The organism is Methanolinea sp., from assembly GCA_016699325.1.
Taxonomy (GTDB): Archaea; Halobacteriota; Methanomicrobia; order Methanomicrobiales; family Methanospirillaceae; genus UBA9949.
The window spans coordinates 929959-950429 of sequence record CP064971.1; the positions used below are offsets into that span (position 1 = coordinate 929959).

At 55.2% G+C, this 20471-nt stretch carries 23 protein-coding genes; 13 read left to right on the forward strand and 10 right to left on the reverse strand.

The annotated features are described in order from the left end of the window. Positions 1 to 30: 30 nt before the first annotated feature. Together IPI71_04975 and IPI71_04980 are read left to right on the forward strand one after the other, a co-directional pair. A complete protein-coding gene (locus IPI71_04975) occupies positions 31 to 1656 on the forward strand; it encodes a fumarate reductase subunit A (GenBank protein ID QQR71839.1) in 1626 nt (541 codons plus the stop codon). Continuing rightward, positions 1653 to 3119 carry a succinate dehydrogenase/fumarate reductase iron-sulfur subunit gene (locus IPI71_04980; protein QQR71840.1) on the forward strand — a complete coding sequence of 489 codons (1467 nt, stop codon included), beginning with the start codon at positions 1653 to 1655 and terminating at the stop codon, positions 3117 to 3119. The genes IPI71_04975 and IPI71_04980 overlap by 4 nt, the downstream gene beginning before the upstream one ends. A gap of 6 nt (positions 3120 to 3125) precedes the next feature. Here IPI71_04980 and IPI71_04985 read toward each other — a convergent pair whose 3' ends face one another. Next, on the reverse strand, positions 3126 to 3680 hold the full coding sequence (locus IPI71_04985; GenBank protein ID QQR71841.1) for a hypothetical protein: 555 nt from the start codon (positions 3678 to 3680) through the stop codon (positions 3126 to 3128). A gap of 83 nt (positions 3681 to 3763) precedes the next feature. Here IPI71_04985 and IPI71_04990 point away from each other — a divergent pair, with 83 nt between their 5' ends. Continuing rightward, positions 3764 to 5002: a site-specific DNA-methyltransferase gene (locus tag IPI71_04990; protein ID QQR71842.1), complete on the forward strand. Its 1239-nt coding sequence runs from the start codon at positions 3764 to 3766 to the stop codon at positions 5000 to 5002. Between the two features lie 5 nt (positions 5003 to 5007). Here the strand turns inward: IPI71_04990 and IPI71_04995 are convergent, their stop codons facing one another. After that, on the reverse strand, positions 5008 to 6156 hold the full coding sequence (locus IPI71_04995) for an FAD-dependent oxidoreductase (GenBank protein ID QQR71843.1): 1149 nt from the start codon (positions 6154 to 6156) through the stop codon (positions 5008 to 5010). A 346-nt stretch (positions 6157 to 6502) separates the two neighbouring features. After that, positions 6503 to 7003, reverse strand: a complete 501-nt coding sequence (locus IPI71_05000) for a rubrerythrin family protein (GenBank protein QQR71844.1) — start codon at positions 7001 to 7003, stop codon at positions 6503 to 6505. A 228-nt stretch (positions 7004 to 7231) separates the two neighbouring features. Between IPI71_05000 and IPI71_05005 the strand changes: the two genes are divergently transcribed. Both IPI71_05005 and radC read left to right on the forward strand, forming a co-directional pair. Beyond that, positions 7232 to 7399, forward strand: coding sequence for a DNA-directed RNA polymerase (locus IPI71_05005; protein ID QQR71845.1), 168 nt, complete (start codon positions 7232 to 7234; stop codon positions 7397 to 7399). A 207-nt stretch (positions 7400 to 7606) separates the two neighbouring features. Next, complete coding sequence (radC, locus tag IPI71_05010; GenBank protein ID QQR71846.1) at positions 7607 to 8275, forward strand: DNA repair protein RadC; 669 nt, start codon at positions 7607 to 7609, stop codon at positions 8273 to 8275. Here radC and IPI71_05015 read toward each other — a convergent pair. Beyond that, positions 8268 to 8870: a flavodoxin family protein gene (locus IPI71_05015; GenBank protein QQR71847.1), complete on the reverse strand. Its 603-nt coding sequence runs from the start codon at positions 8868 to 8870 to the stop codon at positions 8268 to 8270. The two genes, radC and IPI71_05015, sit on opposite strands and share 8 nt — an antisense overlap. A 151-nt stretch (positions 8871 to 9021) precedes the next feature. Between IPI71_05015 and IPI71_05020 the strand changes: the two genes are divergently transcribed. The 6 genes from IPI71_05020 (at position 9022) to IPI71_05045 (ending at position 11888) form a co-directional block, all read left to right on the forward strand. Then, positions 9022 to 9255 (forward strand): hypothetical protein, encoded by a 234-nt coding sequence (locus tag IPI71_05020; protein QQR71848.1) that lies wholly within the window; start codon positions 9022 to 9024, stop codon positions 9253 to 9255. Between the two features lie 142 nt (positions 9256 to 9397). Further along, complete coding sequence (locus IPI71_05025; GenBank protein ID QQR71947.1) at positions 9398 to 9520, forward strand: desulfoferrodoxin FeS4 iron-binding domain-containing protein; 123 nt, start codon at positions 9398 to 9400, stop codon at positions 9518 to 9520. Between the two features lie 30 nt (positions 9521 to 9550). Further along, a complete protein-coding gene (locus IPI71_05030; GenBank protein ID QQR71948.1) occupies positions 9551 to 9883 on the forward strand; it encodes a carboxymuconolactone decarboxylase family protein in 333 nt (110 codons plus the stop codon). Positions 9884 to 9890: 7 nt separating this feature from the next. Then, the gene (locus tag IPI71_05035) at positions 9891 to 10535 is read left to right on the forward strand and encodes a peroxiredoxin (protein QQR71849.1); all 645 of its coding nucleotides are present in this window, start codon (positions 9891 to 9893) and stop codon (positions 10533 to 10535) included. 114 nt (positions 10536 to 10649) lie between these two features. Then, the gene (locus IPI71_05040) at positions 10650 to 11264 is read left to right on the forward strand and encodes a flavodoxin family protein (GenBank protein ID QQR71850.1); all 615 of its coding nucleotides are present in this window, start codon (positions 10650 to 10652) and stop codon (positions 11262 to 11264) included. A 6-nt stretch (positions 11265 to 11270) separates the two neighbouring features. Further along, complete coding sequence (locus tag IPI71_05045; GenBank protein QQR71949.1) at positions 11271 to 11888, forward strand: flavodoxin family protein; 618 nt, start codon at positions 11271 to 11273, stop codon at positions 11886 to 11888. 383 nt (positions 11889 to 12271) lie between these two features. Here the strand turns inward: IPI71_05045 and IPI71_05050 are convergent, their stop codons facing one another. Continuing rightward, a complete protein-coding gene (locus tag IPI71_05050) occupies positions 12272 to 12928 on the reverse strand; it encodes a peptidase M50 (protein ID QQR71851.1) in 657 nt (218 codons plus the stop codon). 93 nt (positions 12929 to 13021) lie between these two features. Here IPI71_05050 and IPI71_05055 point away from each other — a divergent pair, with 93 nt between their 5' ends. Beyond that, a complete protein-coding gene (locus IPI71_05055; protein QQR71852.1) occupies positions 13022 to 13306 on the forward strand; it encodes a chorismate mutase in 285 nt (94 codons plus the stop codon). 6 nt (positions 13307 to 13312) lie between these two features. Here the strand turns inward: IPI71_05055 and IPI71_05060 are convergent, their stop codons facing one another. The 5 genes from IPI71_05060 to IPI71_05080 are packed head-to-tail and all read right to left on the reverse strand — an operon-like array spanning position 13313 to position 17998. Then, positions 13313 to 14476, reverse strand: coding sequence for a hypothetical protein (locus IPI71_05060; GenBank protein ID QQR71853.1), 1164 nt, complete (start codon positions 14474 to 14476; stop codon positions 13313 to 13315). Positions 14477 to 14488: 12 nt separating this feature from the next. Beyond that, positions 14489 to 15361 carry an acetylglutamate kinase gene (gene argB / locus IPI71_05065; GenBank protein QQR71854.1) on the reverse strand — a complete coding sequence of 291 codons (873 nt, stop codon included), beginning with the start codon at positions 15359 to 15361 and terminating at the stop codon, positions 14489 to 14491. Continuing rightward, complete coding sequence (argJ, locus tag IPI71_05070; protein QQR71855.1) at positions 15358 to 16509, reverse strand: bifunctional glutamate N-acetyltransferase/amino-acid acetyltransferase ArgJ; 1152 nt, start codon at positions 16507 to 16509, stop codon at positions 15358 to 15360. The genes argB and argJ overlap by 4 nt, the downstream gene beginning before the upstream one ends. A gap of 13 nt (positions 16510 to 16522) precedes the next feature. Beyond that, positions 16523 to 16996: a CBS domain-containing protein gene (locus IPI71_05075; protein ID QQR71856.1), complete on the reverse strand. Its 474-nt coding sequence runs from the start codon at positions 16994 to 16996 to the stop codon at positions 16523 to 16525. 15 nt (positions 16997 to 17011) lie between these two features. Further along, complete coding sequence (locus IPI71_05080) at positions 17012 to 17998, reverse strand: N-acetyl-gamma-glutamyl-phosphate reductase (GenBank protein QQR71857.1); 987 nt, start codon at positions 17996 to 17998, stop codon at positions 17012 to 17014. A 497-nt stretch (positions 17999 to 18495) separates the two neighbouring features. Between IPI71_05080 and acs the strand changes: the two genes are divergently transcribed. Next, entirely contained in the window at positions 18496 to 20397 is a 1902-nt protein-coding gene (gene acs / locus IPI71_05085) for an acetate--CoA ligase (GenBank protein ID QQR71858.1), read from the forward strand. Positions 20398 to 20471 lie beyond the last annotated feature (74 nt).

Consider the following 20471-nt stretch of genomic DNA (forward strand, 5'->3'; position numbering starts at 1 on the left):
ATGTACCTATACGATCCACGTTATAATAAGATGCATTCCGATGATGTCCAGGATGCACATGTCCTCGTAATCGGGAGTGGCGGGGCTGGCGTCCGTGCAGCGATTGAAGCAGCAGGATATGGGGAAACCCTCCTGGTATCGAAGACGCTGGCCGGCAAGGGGGGCTGTACCACCATGGCCGAGGGAGGTTACAACGCAGTCCTCCGGGAACAGGACTCCTGCGAAATCCATTTCGACGACACCATGAAAGGAGGGGCATGGCTCAATGACCCGGAGCTGGTCCAGGTTCTTGTGAAGGAAGCTCCTGATCGGGTCCGCGATCTCCTCAGGTGGGGAGCTGTCTTTGACGTCACGGACTGCTGCCAGGTCGCCCAGCGGCCCTTTGGCGGACAGCGTTTTCCACGGACCTGCTATGCCGGTGACCGGACAGGGCACGAGATGATGCTGACCCTCATCGACCGCCTCCACGACACCGGTGTAATGGTGGTCAACGAGGTGACTATCATCTCGCTGCTGAAAGACGGAGCGCGGGTGAGCGGGGCTGCGGGCCTGGACCAGAAGGGCAATCTCTCCATCTTCCTTGCCGATAGCGTTGTGCTTGCAACGGGAGGGGGGACTAAGATCTACGATATCTCAACCAACTCTTCGAGCGGTACAGGTGACGGCTACTCCCTCGGGTTCGCTGCCGGGGGTGAGCTGATCGACATGGAGCAGGTTCAGTTCCATCCTACCGGTGCGGTGTTCCCCTACGATGCACGGGGGCGGCTGGTAACCGAAGCTGTCCGCGGTGAAGGCGGTATCCTGAAGAACGCTCGTGGTGAGCGGTTCATGAGCAGGTACGACCCTGAGCGGATGGAGCTCTCCACACGGGACGTCGTTGCCCGTGCCATCGCGACTGAGATTATGGAGGGGCGGGGAACAAGGAATGGTGGGGTGTATCTCGATGTTACCCATCTTCCCCGGAGCCAGGTTGAGACCCGCCTCCCGGTCATGCTCGAGCAGTTCCTCCAGTTCGGGGTCGACATCAGGGAAGAACCGATGGAAGTGGCGCCGACAGCCCACCATATCATGGGAGGCCTCCGAATCACCGCCGGTTGTGAAACCACGGTCCCGGGACTCTACGCCTGCGGAGAGGTGACCGGGGGTGTCCACGGAGCAAACCGGCTCGGCGGGAATGCTCTCGCCGATACCCAGGTCTTTGGGAGGCGGGCTGGCGAATCGGCGGGTAAGGCGAAAAAAAGGGAGAAAAGAGCAGACCCTGTCCAGATCGAAGCGATCAGAAAAGAGCTAGAATCCTTTTTTCACGGCGACGTGTATCCCTCAACAATGATACGCTCACTCCAGACTGCGATGTGGGAGGGTGCCGGTATCTTCAGGAATTCTGCCGATCTCGAAAAGACACTGGGGATTATCGGGCACCTTGGAACACTCCGGCTGAAAGCGGCAACACCGGCGAATCTTGCAGGGTGCTGCATTGCCCGGCACATGCTCGTCTGTGCGACCCTGGTTGTTCGCGGAGCACTCCTCCGCAAGGAATCCCGTGGGGCACATGTCCGGACAGATATCAACCAGGCATGGGATGGCCCAAACTCCCCATACGGCCATACCTACCAGTCACTTTCACGGCAGGGTATTGAAACGGCGGTGAAGTCATGAAGGATATTTCGGTCAGGGTGTTCCGGTATGACCCGGAAACCGATGAACAACCTCACTACCAGCACTACCTGGTTAAAGTCCGCGAAGGGGCACGGGTGCTGCACGTCCTGCATGCTATCCATGATGAGCATGACCCCACGCTTTCGTACCGTTACTGCTGCGGATCCGGCCAGTGCGGGAGCTGTGCAGTCAGGGTGGACGGCGAGCCGGTGCTTGCATGCACCGAAGAGGCACGGGACGGTATGACCATTGATCCGCTCGATCTCCCGATCCAGAAAGACCTTGAGGTGGACATGGAACCTTACCTGGAGGCGATATCCTCGCTCGAACCGGGTAGTGAGTTCCGGATGCCGACACAGGAAGAAGTCGAGGCCATCAAGCCGCTCCGGAGCTGCATCGAGTGCCTGGCCTGCGTCTCAGCCTGTCCTGCCCTGAAGGTGATCGATTTTGCCGGCCCCACGGCCATGCGCGAGGATATGCGCCTCTCCCTCGATCCCCGCGATACACGTGACCGGGTCACTGAAGCGGTCTCCAGAGGCCTTTTTACCTGCACTTCCTGCCAGGCCTGCTGGAAGGTATGTCCGAAAGATATCCAGATCCCAGGAAAGGCTATCGAGAAGCTGCGGGCGCTTGCCAACAGGAAGGGGCTCACGCTGCCCCGTCACCAGGCGGTTGAAAAACTGGTTCGGGAGACCGGAAGGAGCGTGGACAGGATTGGAATCAGCTTCCTCGAGCAGGTCCCCGAGGTTCTTGAACCATACGGGGAAGCGAAAGGCATGATCGGGTTTTTCGTCGGGTGCATGTACAACATGCGCCTCCCGCAAACGGCCCTCGATGCTATGGAAGTCCTCCGACGAAACGGAATCCGGGTTATCATACCAAAGGAACAGATCTGCTGCGGATCTCCTCTGATACGGACAGGTCAGATCGGGTACCTGGAAACACTCCAGCACCGCAACATCGAGTCCTTCGTCTGCCGGGGGATCGATGTCGTGATGACCATGTGCGCCGGGTGCGGTTCCACGCTCAAGAATGATTACCAATGCCCTTTCCGGGTGATGGATATCAACGAAGTGCTATTGAAATTCGGTATCGAGCCCCCCGCACGGCTTCCGGTGAAGGCAACCTACCACGATCCATGCCATCTCTTGCGGGGGCAGGGTATCCGGACCGAGCCCAGGGAGCTGATCAGCCGGGTCGTTGAGCTTGTTGAGATGCCATCCATCTGCTGTGGTTCGGGGGGCGGCGTGCGGTCAGGAGTGCCTGAAGAGGCTGCAGCCCTGGCCGAGAACCGGAGAAAGGAGATCGAGAAGACGGGGGCAGACATCGTGATCAGTTCCTGCCCGTTCTGCGAGTACCATATAATGGAGCATACCGACCGGCCGGTGAAGAATATCACGACTGTCCTTCTCGAGGGCTACCGGGAAAAAGACAAAAGGAAAGTCCGGGAAGACTGGTCGTAACCGTTTTTACACGGTTGCAAGAGCGGTGAGGAGAATACAGACACTGACCGGGATGAGAAGGTTGTCATCGAGAGGTGAAAAGAGTTCCACCAAACCGGCGACAAGAGAGACCAGCGCTGCAGTGATGGCTGGCAGGAAGGGAAGGAGGGCGATGAAGCAGAGGGTTATACCTGCCAGGGAGCCCTCAATGGTCTTTCCATGGACAACCTTTGCCCGCCCGAAGTAGAAGCCGATGATGGTCGCTGTGCCGTCCAGCACGGCCAGGGCGATGATTGCCGGAACAACGGCTGATTTATCAAAGAAGATGACGCAGAACAGGGAGCTCACGGCAAAAGTGAGTGCTCCTCTTCCAGGCAATGCGCCCCGCCGCTCCAGGGAATCTACCAGTCCCGAGATTACCGGAACACGGTATCCCCGGAGGATTGCATCGGTAAAAAGAATTCCGGTAAAGGTGCCGAGCATCAGGACAGCGAGGGTCAGTTCTTTGGGGGCTGCGAAAATGAGGGCTGCGATGCCCAGCCCAAAGAGCATATGAACGATTTTCCGGTAGAATTCACGCATCTCCTGGTGCGTTTGTCGGCAGGGTGCATAATGCAACCGGATATAGCTCCCTTCCGATTCGGTTAATAGTTCCCGGAAAATAAATGATGGGTGGATTCAAACACATGGCGTCAGGATACAGTTCCCTGGGCTCGCAGATATCGGCTGCCGCCTGCAGCACCGACCGGGTGGAGACCGGGGGTATCAGTATCCCACGGCTGACCGCTGAGTTCTGGACGTCCCGGCAACGGAACGCCTCGCCGCTTCATGAAGTATCCTACCGTGCTTGCTTCAAGCCGCAACTCCCCCGGTTTTTCATAAACGGGACAACAGGAATTGGCGACGTGGTCTATGATCCCTTTTCAGGCCGGGGGACCACGGTCATTGAAGCGGGTCTTCTGGCAAGACAGGTGATTGCCAACGATTCAAACCCCCTCTGCCGCATCCTAACCCGCCCCCGGTTCTACCTCCCCTCTGAATCCGATGTCAGGGAGCGTCTGTTCACCATTCCGATGCTCCAGGGGGCCAGGGCCGGGATCGATCTCTCCATGTTCTATCACAGGGATACCGAGTCCCAGCTTATTTCGCTTCGAACCTATCTCTTGGAACGTGAAGCAGCCGGTGATGAGGATCATGTTGATGCCTGGATCCGGATGGTGGCCACGAACCGTCTCACCGGTCACTCCAGCGGTTTCTTCTCGGTCTACACCCTCCCTCCCAACCAGGCTGTCACCCCCTCCCGCCAGGAACAGATTAACCGCAAGCGAAACCAGGTGCCACCGTTCAGGGACGTCCGGGAGCTCATCATCCGGAAGACCCGTTCGCTGTTGAAGGGGATAACCCAGCAGGAGCGGGTTGCCCTGAAAAAAGCCGGTGATGAAGGCCTGTTTCTCACCGGGGATTCCCGCGATACCCCGGCCATTCCCAGGGATGCGGTCCGGCTCACTGTAACCTCCCCCCCGTTTCTCGATACCGTTCAATATGCAAAGGACAACTGGCTCCGGTGCTGGTTCAACGGGATTGATGAACGGGAAGTCGAGCGGAAGCTGACGGTTACACGGTCGCTTCACGAATGGTGCAGGGTCATGGCAGGGACCTTCAGGGAACTCTACCGCGTTACCGCCCCGGGGGGATATGTTGCCTTTGAAGTTGGGGAAGTCCGGAAAGGACGAATCAGGCTCGATGAGCATATCGTTCCAATCGGGGATGATGCCGGGTTTCGCCCCCTGGCCATCATGGTAAACCAGCAAACGTTTACAAAAACGTCCCATATCTGGGGTGTCGAAAACAACGACTCAGGGACCAACACCAACCGGATAGTCCTCTTCAGGAAAGAGGAATGAATGAATCACCGCATCAGGAACTCGTATGCCGAAAGGGCCGCCTTCGCCCCCTCCCCTGCCGCGGTAATGATCTGTTTGGTCATGATATTGGTCACATCGCCGGCAGCAAAGATGCCGGGGACACTGGTGTGGCAGTTGATGTCGACCTCGATCTCCTTCTGATCATTCATCGCAACCAGCCCTTCCACGAATGAGGTATTCGGGATCCATCCGATTTCAAGGAAAATGCCGTCAACGGCGATCTCGGTCTCTTTCCCGCTGTCCCTGTCCCGGATTATGATGGCGGAGAGCATATCGGTCCCCCGGAGGGCCGAGATGATGGCATTGGTATGGGTAATGATGTTCTTCTTCTTCGCGTAGAGTTTGACGTAGGCCTCATCCGCCTTGATCCTGCTTCTGACGATGAGATGCACTTCTCGTGCGATACCGCTCATCTCGATTGCGGTCTGGAGGGCTGAATTGCCACCTCCTACGATGGCCACCACCTTGTTCCTGAAGATCGGACCGTCACAGGTCGAACAGACCGAGAGCCCGCGTCCCCAGTACCGGTCCTCGCCTTCGATTCCCAGGGTCTTGGGGTGTTTCCCCTGGGCGAGTATCACCGACCGTGCCCGGTAGGACGAGCCGGTCGCGGTATTGACCTTGAATTCGTTGCCGCTCCGGTCAAGGATGAGTGCCTTGTCAATCTCGAGCCTGATGTCCTGGGAACGTACCTGCTCCTCAAATTTCCTCATCAGATCGTCGCCGGTGATTTTTGGAAAGCCCATGTAGTTTTCAATCGACCATGACTCAACGGCCTGCCCCCCGATATTCTCGCTGATGACCAGGGTCTTCAGCAGCTTCCGGGCGCAGTAGACCCCTGCGGTGAGACCGGCCGGTCCTGCTCCGATGATAAGCACGTCATACAGCTCTGGGACCTTCTCTTCGCCGAACAGCTCGTTCAACCGCTGCGCGTCAAAGCCAACGATTACCTCTCCATCCACAGTGACAACGGGAACCCCGTACTGGCCGGAGATCTCGACCATCTTCTTTGCCTGCTCCTTATCTGCCCCGACGTCGATAGACGTGTAATCGACTCCCTGCCGTTCGAGGAAGGCCTTGACCATCCGGCAATAGGGGCAATTCTTCGTGGAATATACGGTGACCCTCGGCATTCATCCCTGAACTAGAACTGAAATTGTAATAAAAGTGATGGACTGGCTGGAGACCCGGTATACAATTTACTGGCGTGCCTTTCCGGCCCTGTGCAGGATCCGACCGTTCCGTGGAGAGACGGATAAATCTCCCCTGGAAAAAGTCTCCCCTGCAAAAAGGATGGTTAAAAAAAAGAGGCAATTCTGCTCTGTAGAAAACCATGGGTGAGGAAAATTGTAAGTGTTTGTTGCTCGCTGATCTCTTATTTGTCTGCTTCATTGACGAGACATCGAATTATGGAGACGCTGCATCTCATGGTCGTCGTTACACCCCTTGTCGTTTAGGATTTTCTAAAGAGTTGAAAATTCAGGAGATCTCCCGGAATATTTTTTTAAACACGTTACAAACCGGGCATTTATCAGGAGCCTTGCCAAGAAAGATATTTCCGCATACCGGGCAGAGCCAGACCGTCCGGTTGGACATGTCCTGCCCGGCATTCAGGGATTTAAGCGCTTCCTTGTAGAGCCCGGCATGGACTTCCTCTGTCTGAAGGGCATACCGGAATGCCAGGAGTGCATCGCTCTGTTTTTCTGACTCTGCTTCTCTTACAAAGGCAGGATACATCTCGGTATACTCATGGGTTTCATCGGCGACGGCTTTTTCCAGGTTCTCCTTCGTGGAGCCAATCATTCCCAGCGCTTTCATGAGTTTGCGGGCATGAATGGCCTCGGCCTCCGATGCAGCCCTAAAAAGCCTGGCGATATTCAGGTAACCGTCGGATTCTGCTTTCTCTGCAAACGCCAGATATTTCCGGTTTGCCTGGGATTCCCCCGCAAACGCCTCCAGTGCATTTTCTCTTGTTGCCATGAACGAACATCTGGAAGAATTATCATATCAATATATTCTTCGGGTCATCCTGTCCAGGACACGCAAACCTCCCCCAGGAATCCCATTTGCGCCCCCTGCGATTCACCCGGTTCGCAACGGGATTAACAAGGTTTTCGGCGGGATGAGGTGTGATGCGATGGAGAGCTTTTTAACCTCACATCGTCCAGTATATGATACAGTTCTAATCAAACTGTTCGAGAAAGAACCATGTATAAGTCGAATTATGGTGGTCCGAGAGACAGGCCGCCCCGGGAAATGACAAAAGTCATATGTTCAGACTGTGGAAAGGAATGCGAGGTACCGTTCAAACCAACCGAGGGAAGGCCGGTGTACTGCCGGGAGTGCCTGCCCAAGCACAGGCGTCCCCGGTACTAACTTTTTCTCCGGGTTTTACCCCATAAGGTTCTGGTAATTTTTGCCTGGTTTTCAACGATTTTCTTCTTGAGGGGGAGTGCTCATGCATAGAGGGTGCTTCCACGAAAGATAGTGCGTTCCTTCGCCGTCTGTTTTTACAAGAGCAAATAGCAACTCTTTTCTGGAAAAGAACCTGACATTCCGGATATTGGCGTGGGATGAGAGTTGATGAAACCGATGCGGGAGATTTGTTCACATGATCGGCCAAGAGAAAAGATACGGACGAGGGGGCCGGGCAGTCTCTCCAACCAGGAGTTGGTGGCTGCCATCCTCGGGAGCGGGGGACCAGGATATGATGTAAGGAGCCTTTCAAAGGAAATTGCCGGTATGGTCGAGGAAGGTCCGACTGCCGTGTGTTTCCAGACTCTCTCGCGCATCAACGGTGTAGGACCTGCTAAAGCGTCCCAGATCCTCGCTGCCCTCGAACTGGGGCGGCGGTTGTTCTCACCGGAGCAGTCATCCAGGAAAAAGATATCTGCTCCCGTTGATATCCTTCCCCACGTTGCATTCCTGTCGGGGAAGAAGCAGGAACATTTTATCTGCATCACGCTCTCCGGAGCACATGAAGTCCTGGCCGTCCGGACCATCACCGTCGGGCTCCTCAACCACAGCCTGGTCCATCCGCGGGAGGTCTTTGCGGATGCCATCACCGACCGGGCAGCAGCCATTATCTGCGTCCACAATCACCCATCAGGGACACTTGAGCCGAGCAGCCAGGATCTTGCCATCACCCGTCAACTCGCTGAGGCCGGGACTCTGCTTGGCATCCGCCTTCTCGATCACCTTATCATCTGTGACACCGGCTGGCTCTCTATGAAAGAGCAGGGCCTCATGTAACGCCTGCCTGAAGAATTCGCCCCATCTCGTTTCCCTTCCGATATGCTTCCTCCAGAAGTTCCGGCCGGGTACACAGGTCCTGAATAGTGTCCATATCCCTGATGAGCAGGTCTTCCCAGTAGCTGACATCGATGATCTGGAAAAAGGCTTTGACCGTAAGCTTTGCCCCGTCAAAGACGTAAGGTACGTTCATTCCGGCAATTCCAAGATACAGGCCGAGACGGGATTTTCGCTTGGCTTCGGTGACCATCGGTCTTCCCCTCATATATTTTGCCATGAAGTAGACCTGGAACCGGTCCATGAAGGACTTCAGATGTCCGGGTATTCCCATGGTCATGACCGGTGTTGCAAGGATTACCCCGTCAATATCCCGGAATTTCCCGTATATTTCTGTCATATCGTCCTTCATGGCACATGCTTCATGCTCCCTGCAGTAGAAGATTTCCCGGCAGGCGCGGAACTCGAGCGTCGTTACCTCAATCTTTTCGACTTCGCATCCGGCATCGACCGCACCCCGGATCGCCTCCTCCAGCAACTTTGCTGTATTTCCCGACAGTCGCGGGCTGCCGAGGAGGGCGATAATCTTTGCACCCATGCCTGAATGGTTTCCGCCGGGACGTGCATATAGTTTTGCAGCTCTTCACCCATGTCGGATTCGGACTGAATTACCCTTTATTTTCGATTTTACCCCGTATTTTGAAAGAAACAAAAGTGATATATAATGTCCGCACCCATAATTGGATCCGGTGATAAAACTGCCCGAGAAAGCGAAAGCCGGCCAGAAGGTAGGTCCTGGGAAGTACGTCTGCCTTGACTGCGGAAAGGAACTGGTGCTTGATGCGGTTGAGCAGGATCTCAGGAAGTGCCCGCAGTGTGCGTGTGAACAGTACCAGTGCTTCCCCATGACCCATATCCGCCCGGATATCAAGACGCCTGAGGATGTAATGCATCCACCGAAGCGTGGGAAGAGCAACCTGTAATATCCTTCTAATTTTTATGAGCGAGGGTGCGGGAACGGGATATCCGCTGTCCTGATACCGTCCCACCAGTATTTCCATGCAGGATGCCTGCAAGGTTATTTTTAAGGGGGAGCCAGATTATCTCTCACAGGAGGTGTTAAGTGTGGTAAATGTATCAAAAGTAGGAGAAGTGTATGAATGTGAGATCTGCGGGAATGTCGTGGAGGTCAAGGTCGCCGGAGGCGGTGAACTTATCTGTTGCGGCGAGCCGATGAAGCTGAGATAACGGTGATTTATTATGGTAACAAAAACCGAGATGAAGGATCTTGAACAGATGATCGGGAAGGTGCCCAAGTTCTTTAAAGAACTCACGGTAAAAGACCCGAAGATGTACGAGATGGTGATGAAACTCGAGGGGCATATCTGGGACGACGGGGTACTCACCCGCCAGACCAAGAAGCTCATCGCGGTTGCAATCGCGGCATCGCTCCGGGATCAGCATGCGACACGCGCGCAGCTGGAAGGAGCCGAGAAGCTTGGCGTCACCAAGGCCGAAGTGGAGGAAGCCCTGCGGGTAGCATTCCTGCTTGCCGGTATGCCAGCCTATGTTTATGGTAAGGCACAGCTGGACGAGCTGATGAGGGAGTGAGGAAGAAATGTGTATAGGTGATTATGGTTCCATGCCAATCATCGGCGAGCCTGCCCCGGACTTCGAGGCCCTCACGACCAGTGGAATCATCAAGCTCTCAGACCTTAAAGGGAAATGGATCATCCTCTTTTCCCACCCAGCTGACTTCACGCCGGTATGCACGACCGAGTTCATGGCATTTGCCGGTGTTGCAGATGAGCTAAAGAACATGAACGTGATGCTGTTAGGACTCTCCATCGACAGTGTCCACTCTCACCTGGCATGGATCAAGAACGTCAAAGAGAAGATGGGCGTCGACATCCCCTTCCCCATCATCGCCGATCTCGATATGAAGGTGGCAACGAAGTTCGGAATGCTCCACCCCGGCCAGAGCTCGACGTCAACCATCAGGACGGTCTTCTTCATCGATGACAAGGGTATCCTCCGCGCAATGCTCTACTACCCGATGCAGAATGGCCGGTACATCCCTGAGATTATCAGGCTGGTCAAGGCGCTCCAGACCACCGACAAGTACAATGTCGCAACACCTGCAGACTGGCAGCCGGGAGACAAGGTGGTCGTTCCGTCACCCAAGAACAAGGCTGAGATGGATAAGCGTCTCACCGAAGGCTACGAGTGCAAAGACTGGTACCTGTGTTTCAAGAAAATTTGATCTCTTTCTTTTTCCCTTTTCCCATGTACCACAGGCTCCGGAAACAGGCACCTCTCCTCTGAGTCCTTCCGCAAGAACCCTATCCTTATAACCTCTCTGATAAACTCCTTCATCATGCCAGTTAAAGTCCTTGCCTTTGCCGGGAGCCCCCGCCGGCATGGCAACTCCGAGACATTGCTTGACTGGGTTCTTTATACTATGCGGCAGGACCCTGAAGTCGAGGTGGAGAAGGTGGTGCTGGTCGAGGCCAACATCAATCCCTGCCGGGGATGCAATGCCTGTGAGACCCTGAATAAGTGCGTCCAGCGGGACGGCATGGATTATCTCCACGACCGTATTATCAACGCTGATATCATCATCCTCGCAGCCCCGATATTCTGCATGGGCGTCTGTTCACAGGCCAAGGCACTGATTGACAGGTTCCAGGTCTTTCGATCGAGGAAATATGTCCTCAGGCTCCCCATTGTCCCACCGGAGCGGAAGGGCAAGCGCCTCGGCATATTTCTTTCCACCGCCGGGCAGAACTGGGACCACGTCTTTGACGGAGCGATCCCTTCGGTCAAGTGTTTCTTCCACGTCATCGAAGTGAAGGATAAGGACATCCATTACCTGATGGTGAATAACGTTGACGAAAAGGGCGCCATCCTCAAGCATCCCACCGCACAAAGGGAGGCCGAACGCCTTGCCCGGGAGGTCATCACTGAGGTCAAGGCCCGGCTTGCGAGGTGAATGCCATTGGCCGTCAGCGTACTTGGGATTTCGGGAAGTCCCCGCCGGCATGGGAACACCGAGACCCTCCTTGATGCATTTCTCGAGGGGACAAAAAACGCCGGTGCATCGGTTGAGAAGGTCGTTCTCAAGGAACTGGATTATACCCCGTGCCAGGGGTGCAATGTCTGTCATAGAACCGGAGTGTGCATTGTGAAGGACGATGCTCTCCCGCTCTTTGACCGGATCTTTTCGGTCGACTGCCTTGCTGTGGCATCACCCATCTACAGTATGGGCATCACTGCCGAACTCAAGGGGCTCATCGACCGGGCACAATACATCTGGGCCCGTAAGTTTATCCTGAAGACGCTCTACTTCTCCCATGAGCATATCGAGTGCCACAAGGGTATCTTCATCTCCACGGCAGGGCTTTCCTGGGACAACGTTTTTGACGCTGCATTCCCGGCTATTACGGCGTTCTTCAACACCCTGGGTTTTGAATATTACGATAATATCATCGCCAATAACATGGACCAGTACGAGGGAATCCGCGGTCATCCTACCGCACTTACCGAGGCCAGCAGGAAAGGGGACCAGGTGGTCAGGGTCATTGGAGACCTGAAAGGACGCTTCGGGCAGGGCTGATGCCTGTTTATTCTCCTCTTTAATATCATTCCTGACATTCAACAGGGGAATCGTCCCTGCCATGCCTGCTTCGCCCGATGCCACACGACGGTTTCTTAAGCCACTCGATGAACTTCTCCCTGTCCATCACCGTCCCTCCGCGCGGCCGGTACCCCGACGGGACCGTTGTCCGTCACTTCCTCCTCCCCGGTCAGCATACCTTCACCTTCCCCATCAATCGGCATCGAGAGGCGGGCCTTGCGTATAGTGCCCGGGGTTTCCGAATGCCACCTCCGGTATATCTTCCTGGAAGATCTTCCCTTCGAGCAGCAGGAAGGTCCGGTCAGGCATGGAAGAGAAGGGGCTGATAACTTGGAAAAGAAAAAAAAAGCCGATAATTGAAGTTACATAATGGCCGGGTAGAGCGTGGCGATGAGGAGGCCGAACGATGCGATGATCAGGACCGCAAAAACCGCGGGGTTCCAGGCAAGCACCTTGCGGCCATCCAGTACGCTCACGGGCAGCATGTTGAACGAGGCAATCATGGCATTCACCTGGAGGCCCACCATGCCAGTCAGGGTAAGGAGCTGCCCCCACCACGTTGTAATACCGAGCCATGCGACGAGCGCAAGCAAGAATGCGAAGGGGATGCAGAGCAGGAGATTGGTAACCGGTCCGGCTGCAGATATCTTCCCGTTCTGCTCCCTGGTGACCCCTGCCCCGTAGATCAGGGTAGCCCCTGGAGCTGCAAAGACCACCCCGACAAGGGCGGCGAGAACAACTGCGACGAGCAGCATGAGGTTGTCTTTCCGAAACTCGGCCCAGTAGCCGTAGTGCATGGCAGTGAACTTGTGCGCAAGCTCGTGGAGAACGAAGCCCACGCCCACCGTTACCATGGAGAGGATGAAGTACAGGAGATATTCTCCAAGTGAAATCTCCTTCAGGGGGCTTCCCATCCATACCCCGATTCCCCCTGAAAAGGCCAGAGAAAATGCAATTGAGATCGCCAGCCAGGAAATGACCAGGTCGAACCGTTCCCTCCGTGAGATCCGCTCAAGCATGGAATTCTTCTTAATCTCTGGAGCTGTTGCGGTATATGTCTTGTGGAGCGGGCCGCCATGTTTTTTATCCCGGGTGAGCCCGTATAATATGCTATGCCCATTGAAGCCTTGCGAGCACAGATCGACCGGATCGATCTGGAGATCATCAATCTGATCACCGAACGCCAGAAGCTTGCCGGGAAGATCGCTTTCGCAAAAACTACCGAAGGGCTTCCGATACATGATCCGAAACGGACGCGGGAGGTGCTTGATGCCGCCTTCAATTACGCCGTTGAGAAGGCCATCAATCCTGTCTACGTCCGGAAGGTCTTCGAATTGCTTATCGAGATGAGCGAAGAGCGCCAGCGGGAGTGTTCAGGAGAAGGAAATCTTCCCTGACATAATTCAGAACACCTCGAGCAGGAGGATAACTCCAAGGAATATCATCACCGCTCCCATCAGTACCCGGACTGCCTTTCTCGACCCGGTCCGCCACTCCTCGAGTCGCTCAACCGGGAGGCCGTAGCAGCAAATGGCGAGAATAACGATGAGGGGTAGGATAAAGAAAATGTTATAGACCATGAGGTAGGGGATTCCTTCGATGGTCGTCATCCTGTTCGAGAGAAGAGAGAGGATCGCAAGGTAAATCCCGCCAGTGCACGGAAGCTCGAACATCCCAACCAGAATTCCTACGGTAAATGCCCCCGGAATCGAGGCTTTTTTGATAAAACGGGTTATCAAACCTTTTTTTGACTCGGGGATGGAGAGGATTGACTGCCCGTTCTCCCCGAAAACGGACAGGATACTGAAGGCGCCGACACCAAGCGCCACTATAGCGGCAACAATTGAGATGGATCGTGATATCCCGGCTGACTGTATAACTGCGAACAGTCCAAGGCCTGAAAAAAAGTAAAAAATGAATACGGCACAGATAAAGACTGATCCCACGATTAGCATCTTTTTTCTCGAGCCAAGGGCGATCAGGGTAACCAGGAGAAAGATGAGCACCGAGAAGGCGCAGGGATTGATGCCATCAACCAGCCCTGCAGCAATCACGAGTGGTATGGTAAGTTCTGCTTCCCGTGGGATGCCGAACTGGGGGGCAGGCGTGGGAAAGACGGTGGGTGTCGCCGCGATCGCATCCGCAAGACCACTGGTAATCTCTTCAGCTCCGGAGAGAACGAATTTTCCGACAAAGACAGAGGGCACCGGGACGAAGTCCGCCCCGTAGTATTCCTTGAAGGCCTTGAACAATGCCAGGTTTTCATTGCTTTCACGGATATCGATATACCTTACCTCCACGCCTGGGTGGCTTGCTGCAAACTCCGCTATGAAAGGGAGGGATTTCAGGCATTCTGCACAGTTCATGTTATAAAAAAAATAGATGACCGGTTTTCCATCCGTGACCAGGACCGGGGAAAATCCCGGCGAATGGCTTCCAGGGGGGTTCAGGAGCACGGGCGGGGCAGGAGATTCCTGGGCAGCGACCGGATTCACCGTGATGAAAAGGAGAAGGAGAATGATAGATGTGCATAGCCCCTTCTGGCGTTCTCGTTTGGCTCCGGTCATGGTTATCCTGGATCAATCGTGAAATATCATGGTCCCCACACCTTCATCGGTAAACATCTCGAGGAGGAGATTGTGGGGTTTATTCCCGTTGATAACGTGCCCAAAGGATACTCCCGCCTTGACCGCATGCACGATGGAGGAAACCTTCGGGATCATCCCTTCACTCACCACTCCCCTGGCTACCAGCGATTCTGCTTCTGAAGCCGGAAGGCGGCGGTACACCATGACCCGTTCCCGGTCCATGATCCCTTCCACATCGGTCATGTTGATCAGCTTGTAGGCGTTGAGCGCCCGGGCGATCTCCCCGGCAGCGGTATCGGCATTGATGTTCAGGCTCTGGCCGTTCCGATCGATGGCCAGGGGCGCGATGACCGGGATGTAGCGATTATCGAGCAGGGTGTGGAGCACGGCGGGATTTATCTCCTCAATCTCCCCCACATGGCCGAGGTCAACTTCTTCTTCCTTTCCCTCGATGCTTACCTTCTGCGGTGTCATGCGGCGGGCAACAATGAGGCTTCCATCGTTGCCGGATATTCCGACCGCCTTACCGCCGCACTTGGCGATCAGTGAGATGATGTTGTTGTTGATCTTGCCTACGAGGACCATCTGGGCGATCTCCAGGGTTTCCTCATCGGTGATCCGGAGACCGGCCACGAACTTGGGTTTCTTGCCCATGGCCTTCATCTTCTCGGTTATCTCAGGGCCCCCGCCGTGCACCAGCACTACCTTGATTCCCACCAGCTCGAGTAAGACCACGTCGCTGATTGCCGTTTCGAGAATGGCGGAATCGACCATTGCATGCCCTCCCAGCTTGATGACCATGGTCTTTCCATGAAATTTCTGGATGTAGGGCAATGCTTCGGTCAGCACCTCTTCCCGTTTCATGTTGTGTACCTCCCGTTTATCTCTACATACTTTTCGGTAAGGTCACATCCCCACGCTGTTGCTGCCCCAGGGCCGGCATGGAGGTCGAGCTCAAAGATGACCTTTTTCCCCTGCATGGCCTGCTTTGCCGCTGCGAGATCCACAATAATACGACCATCGGCAACAAGTGGTTGCCTGATGATTCCATCGCTGATCCAGAGATCCGCAGCGTAAGGATCAAACCGGACACCGGCCCGTCCTGCAGCGGCCATGACGCGCCCCCAGTTCGGGTCTTCCCCGTAGACTGCTGTTTTCACCAGCGGTGAAGAGACGATGGTCCGGGCAATGTCTGCCCCTTCCTCTTCTGACGGAGCGCCCCTGACGGTGACTTCCAGGAGTTTCGTTGCCCCCTCACCATCCATGGCAATCTGGAGGGCCAGGTTCCGGCAGCACTCCTCGAGGGCCCGGGCAAAAGCATCAGCGTCGACAGGACCGGCAAGCCCTGTTGCCGTGCACAGCGCGACATCATTCGTACTCGTGTCCCCGTCCACCACGACCCGGTTGAAACTCCGAGTTGTCGCTTTTTTCAGGGCTGAGTTCAGCCTGCCCGGGGGGATCTCTGCATCGGTGTAGATGAACGCCAGCATGGTGCCCATGTTCGGTGCGATCATGCCACTTCCCTTGGTGATTCCGCCGACATTAAAACCATCACCCCGGACAAGGGCATGTTTCTCAAAGAGATCGGTGGTCATGATCGCCCTTGCGGCCCGCTCCTCTGCTTCACCAGTCTGGCGCAGGTGCGGTGCCACACGCTCACACTGGTCCGAGATCAGGGGGAGATCGAGGTACCGGCCGATAACCCCCGTCGAGGCCACACCGACCGATTCCGGGCTGATGGAAAGCGCTGATGCGGCAATCTCTCCCATACGCAGTGCGTCCTGGTAACCGCGATCCCCGGTATAGGCATTCGCACAGCCGGAATTCACGATCACCGCATCGAGATATGCTGACCGGATCCGTTCCTCCATGAGAACGACGGGGGGTGCCCGGACGATGTTCTTCGTAAAGACGCCCGCTGCTGTTCCGCTGGCCCGGATCAGTGCCAGGCCGTACTTCCCTTCCTTGATTCCCCAGGCGCTGACACCCTCAACTGCACAGATGCTCTTCACACCGATGCTCCTGTCATCCTGTTGACCTTCCGATTCCCCTGATGATGTCTGCCCGGGCAATGATCCCTATCAGACGACCATCCCTGACAACCGGTAACCGGGCAATCCTGTGGGAGAGCATCAGGGATGCGGCATCCTCGATCTCTGCATCCTCGCTGATGGAAATGGCCGGGTGACTCATGATCTCCCTGACCTTTTTATCCCCAATGTTGGTCAGGGCCGCCTTGGTCTTCTCCCAGTTGATGAACTCCCTGACCGGAACCTCTATGACTTCGAGCGGGGAGGGAAGCCAGAGATCATCTGAAAGGCCCCCTGTATCGAGAAGGGCGATGATATCAGATTCGGTCACGATTCCAGCAAGGCGGTCGCCTTCCATGACCGGAAGGCCACCGATACGGTGGGTCCGGAGAAGCCCGGCAGCATCCCGCACGGGATCATCGGCCTGGACCGTAATTGGGTTTTTTGTCATTATCTCGGATACTTTCATCTTCGAAACCTCCTGTCAGGGGAGCAGTCCGGGGACCATCAGTCCGTCCCGCTCATCATATCCGCACATGATATTCATATTCTGGATTGCCTGGCCTGCAGCACCTTTAACAAGGTTGTCGATGGCGGAAACCACTACAACCCGGTCACCCTCGCTCTCGGCCTTGATATCGCAGAAATTGCTCCCCCGTACCGCTCCCAGCATTGGCATCTGGTACCGGATAAAAGGCTCCCCCTGGTAGTATCGTTGGTAGAGCTGCTCAACCTCGTCCTGCTCCATCGGTTCGTCAAGGAGGATGTGTGCCGTTGTAAGTATCCCACGATTCACAGGAACCAGGTGGGGGGTGAAATAAACCTGCGCTGCAGATCCCAGCCGAACAGCCTCCAGTTTCATCTCGGCAAGGTGTCGGTGGGATGTCCACTTGTAGGGATTGACATTGTCACCGACATTCGGGTAGTGGGTCACCGCAGAAGGATTGTCTCCTGCGCCCGAAACACCGGTCTTTGAGTCATAGATGATGGTATGGGCGGACTTTGCAAGCGGTGCTGCAGCAAGGGTCGCCCCTGTAGGGAAGCAGCCGGGGTTGGCGATGAATTCAGTACCTTTGCACTGGTCCCGGTGCAGCTCGGGCAGACCATACGGTGCCTCGAAGTAATCGGTGTGTGGGACACCGTAGACCTTCTCGAAGGTGTCTTTCGGGAGACGGTAGTCTGCAGAAAGATCCACGACCTTGATTCCCTTTTCAAGCAACGGGCCGGCATACGTCATGGCTGCGGTATGAGGGACGGCCAGGAACGCGAGATCGGCATCGAGGGTGTCAAGTGAGGGATTCTCGAAGCTGAGCCTGGTCAGGCCCTTGAGGTGGGGGTGGACCGAATCTACGGGCCTGCCGGCCAGCTTCCGGGAGGTGGCAACAGTCACCTCTACCCGGGGATGAAAGAGCAGGAGCCGTATCAGGTCTCCTCCGGTATATCCGGAAGCCCCGATGATCGCAATCTTCATACGATCCTATTCGGTTGTGAGGATGTTAATGGTTTTTCCCTGCAATTGCTTCCCGATTCTCTTTTTCCTCGCAAAACGCTTCTCATTCTGGATCCCCCCTCTTTTGCGCGCTCCAGTACGGCATGGTTTCACCAGGCAGGGGCCGGGTTATTTCGTATATACCGGGAATTCATTCCTTTCCTGGTAATCCCATCGTAGAACATACCAGCAGGTTTTTTAATTATAATGATTAATCATTACAATACACGAGGAGGGAACCACGAGGACAACTATCCCCGAAACCCCATCATGAGGCAGACTGGACTTCCGAACCCTGCCTCTAGGAACAGTAGTAGAGACTATCGATAATTTTCTGGACATTCCAAAAACGGAGGACTGCGTTCAGAGGATCATGATTCCCAGCCCTGTCCGGGTTGGTCAGGTATCATGCACCCCGTACCCGGGTGCGGACCACTATCAGGCAGAGAGTTGTGCGAAAACGGAGAAGGTGTACATAAATGGCAGAATCATTTGAAGTGCCTCTGGTCGAGGATGAGAAATTTTACATCCCCGATCCATCATACAAGCAGCAGGCGTGGACAAAAGATTATAAAAAAGCATACGAGGAATTCCTCGCAGACAAGACCGGGTTCTGGGAAAGACAGGCTCATAACCTTGACTGGTTCAAGAAATGGGACGCTGTCCTTGAATGGGATTACCCGCATGCAAAGTGGTTCGTCAATGCCAAGCTCAACATTACCTGCAACTGCCTGGACCGGCAAGTCGCCAACCACCGCAAAAACAAGGTAGCCCTCATCTGGCGGGGTGAGGATGAGAGGGAGAAGATCTACACCTACAATAAACTCTACCAGGAGGTCTGCCGATTTGCGAACGGGCTGAAGAAGCTTGGCGTGAAAAAAGGAGACAGAGTCTGTATCTATATGCCGCTCGTTCCCGAGCAGGTCATCGCCATGCTCGCCTGCGCCCGGATCGGTGCTGTCCACAGCGTCGTTTTCGGGGGTTTTGGTGTAAATGCCCTGAATATGCGCATCAAGGATGCCGAGGCGAAGGTTGTCATTACTGCCGATGTAGCTCTACGTCGTGGAAAGACGATCCCGTTAAAGAGAATCGTCGGGGAGGCCATCATCAACACTCCCAGCGTGGAGAAGGTCGTCGTACTGTCCCGAGAGATCGATGCCCCGGTCGAACTCCACAAGGAGATGGAGATCGACTTCTACGAGCTGATGGAGGGGGTTCCGGCAGAGTGCAAACCGGAAATAATGGATTCGGAAGACCCCCTTTTCATCCTCTACACCTCAGGTTCAACAGGACCGCCGAAGGGAATTGTCCACACCTGCGGGGGATACATGGTGGGGACCTACTACACCACCCAGCATGTATTTGATCTCAAGGACACCGATGTCTACTGGTGCACCGCCGATACCGGCTGGATAACAGGGCACAGCTATATCGTGTATGGACCGTTCTGCGCCGGTGCAACCGTTGTGATGGCTGAAGCGGTCCCGGACTACCCGGACCCCGGTTCATTCTGGAAGCTGATCCAGGATCTGGGGGTGACCATCTTCTATACTGCTCCGACAGCTATCAGGATGTTCATGCGGGTCGGCGAGCAATGGCCTGCCAAGTACGACCTCTCATCGCTTCGTCTCCTCGGTTCGGTCGGTGAACCGCTGAATCCCGAAGCGTTCGAATGGTTCTACCACACCATCGGAAAAGCAAAATGCCCGCTGGTCGACACCTGGTGGCAGACCGAAACCGGGATGCAGATGATAACCACAATGGTGGGAGAACCCATGCGCCCGGGTTTCGCAGGAAAAGCACTCCCGGGGGTCGTTGCCGATGTCGTTGACAAAAAAGGCAACCCTGTTCCCCCAGGCAACGGGGGGTTCCTGGTTATCAAAGAGCCATGGCCGGCGATGCTCCGCACGGTATACAAGAACGATGAACGATACCTGCAGTACTGGAATACGATTCCGAATTGCTATAATGCCGGCGACCTGGCAGTTAAGGGAAAGGTCGATGACTACATCATGATCATCGGCCGGGCGGATGATGTCATCATCGTCTCAGGGCATAACATCGGCACTGCAGAAGTCGAGAGTGCGCTCGTCTCCCACCAGTCAGTCGCCGAGGCAGCAGTAATCGGCAAGCCGGATCCCATGAAAGGAAGCCTCATAAAGGCTTTCGTCATCCTGCGTGACGGTTTCCAGAGGTCAGAAAAACTCAAATCGGACCTCATCTACCATGTCCGTATGACACTTGGGCCTATTGCCATGCCATCGGAGATCGAGTTCATTGACAAGCTCCCCAAGACCCGATCCGGAAAGATCATGCGCCGGGTGCTCAAAGCCAAAGAGCTGGGTATGGATCCCGGCGATGTCTCTACACTGGAAGAGTGATCTCTTCCCATCCATACTGTTTCAGAAGAGAATCAACAGGAGTTGATCCCGTTGTCCATCTATGAGTCGTTGTT

What these genes read in the sequence shown, in the direction of transcription:
- IPI71_04975 (QQR71839.1), top strand. Translation starts at nt 31, where the DNA reads ATGCATTCCGATGATGTCCAGGATGCACATGTCCTCGTAATCGGGAGT.
- IPI71_04980 (QQR71840.1), top strand. Translation starts at nt 1,653, where the DNA reads ATGAAGGATATTTCGGTCAGGGTGTTCCGGTATGACCCGGAAACCGAT.
- IPI71_04985 (QQR71841.1), bottom strand. Translation starts at nt 3,680, where the DNA reads ATGCGTGAATTCTACCGGAAAATCGTTCATATGCTCTTTGGGCTGGGC.
- IPI71_04990 (QQR71842.1), top strand. Translation starts at nt 3,764, where the DNA reads ATGATGGGTGGATTCAAACACATGGCGTCAGGATACAGTTCCCTGGGC.
- IPI71_04995 (QQR71843.1), bottom strand. Translation starts at nt 6,156, where the DNA reads ATGCCGAGGGTCACCGTATATTCCACGAAGAATTGCCCCTATTGCCGG.
- IPI71_05000 (QQR71844.1), bottom strand. Translation starts at nt 7,003, where the DNA reads ATGGCAACAAGAGAAAATGCACTGGAGGCGTTTGCGGGGGAATCCCAG.
- IPI71_05005 (QQR71845.1), top strand. Translation starts at nt 7,232, where the DNA reads ATGTATAAGTCGAATTATGGTGGTCCGAGAGACAGGCCGCCCCGGGAA.
- radC (QQR71846.1), top strand. Translation starts at nt 7,607, where the DNA reads ATGAAACCGATGCGGGAGATTTGTTCACATGATCGGCCAAGAGAAAAG.
- IPI71_05015 (QQR71847.1), bottom strand. Translation starts at nt 8,870, where the DNA reads ATGGGTGCAAAGATTATCGCCCTCCTCGGCAGCCCGCGACTGTCGGGA.
- IPI71_05030 (QQR71948.1), top strand. Translation starts at nt 9,551, where the DNA reads ATGAAGGATCTTGAACAGATGATCGGGAAGGTGCCCAAGTTCTTTAAA.
- IPI71_05035 (QQR71849.1), top strand. Translation starts at nt 9,891, where the DNA reads ATGTGTATAGGTGATTATGGTTCCATGCCAATCATCGGCGAGCCTGCC.
- IPI71_05040 (QQR71850.1), top strand. Translation starts at nt 10,650, where the DNA reads ATGCCAGTTAAAGTCCTTGCCTTTGCCGGGAGCCCCCGCCGGCATGGC.
- IPI71_05050 (QQR71851.1), bottom strand. Translation starts at nt 12,928, where the DNA reads ATGCTTGAGCGGATCTCACGGAGGGAACGGTTCGACCTGGTCATTTCC.
- IPI71_05055 (QQR71852.1), top strand. Translation starts at nt 13,022, where the DNA reads ATGCCCATTGAAGCCTTGCGAGCACAGATCGACCGGATCGATCTGGAG.
- IPI71_05060 (QQR71853.1), bottom strand. Translation starts at nt 14,476, where the DNA reads ATGACCGGAGCCAAACGAGAACGCCAGAAGGGGCTATGCACATCTATC.
- argB (QQR71854.1), bottom strand. Translation starts at nt 15,361, where the DNA reads ATGAAACGGGAAGAGGTGCTGACCGAAGCATTGCCCTACATCCAGAAA.
- IPI71_05075 (QQR71856.1), bottom strand. Translation starts at nt 16,996, where the DNA reads ATGAAAGTATCCGAGATAATGACAAAAAACCCAATTACGGTCCAGGCC.
- IPI71_05080 (QQR71857.1), bottom strand. Translation starts at nt 17,998, where the DNA reads ATGAAGATTGCGATCATCGGGGCTTCCGGATATACCGGAGGAGACCTG.
- acs (QQR71858.1), top strand. Translation starts at nt 18,496, where the DNA reads ATGGCAGAATCATTTGAAGTGCCTCTGGTCGAGGATGAGAAATTTTAC.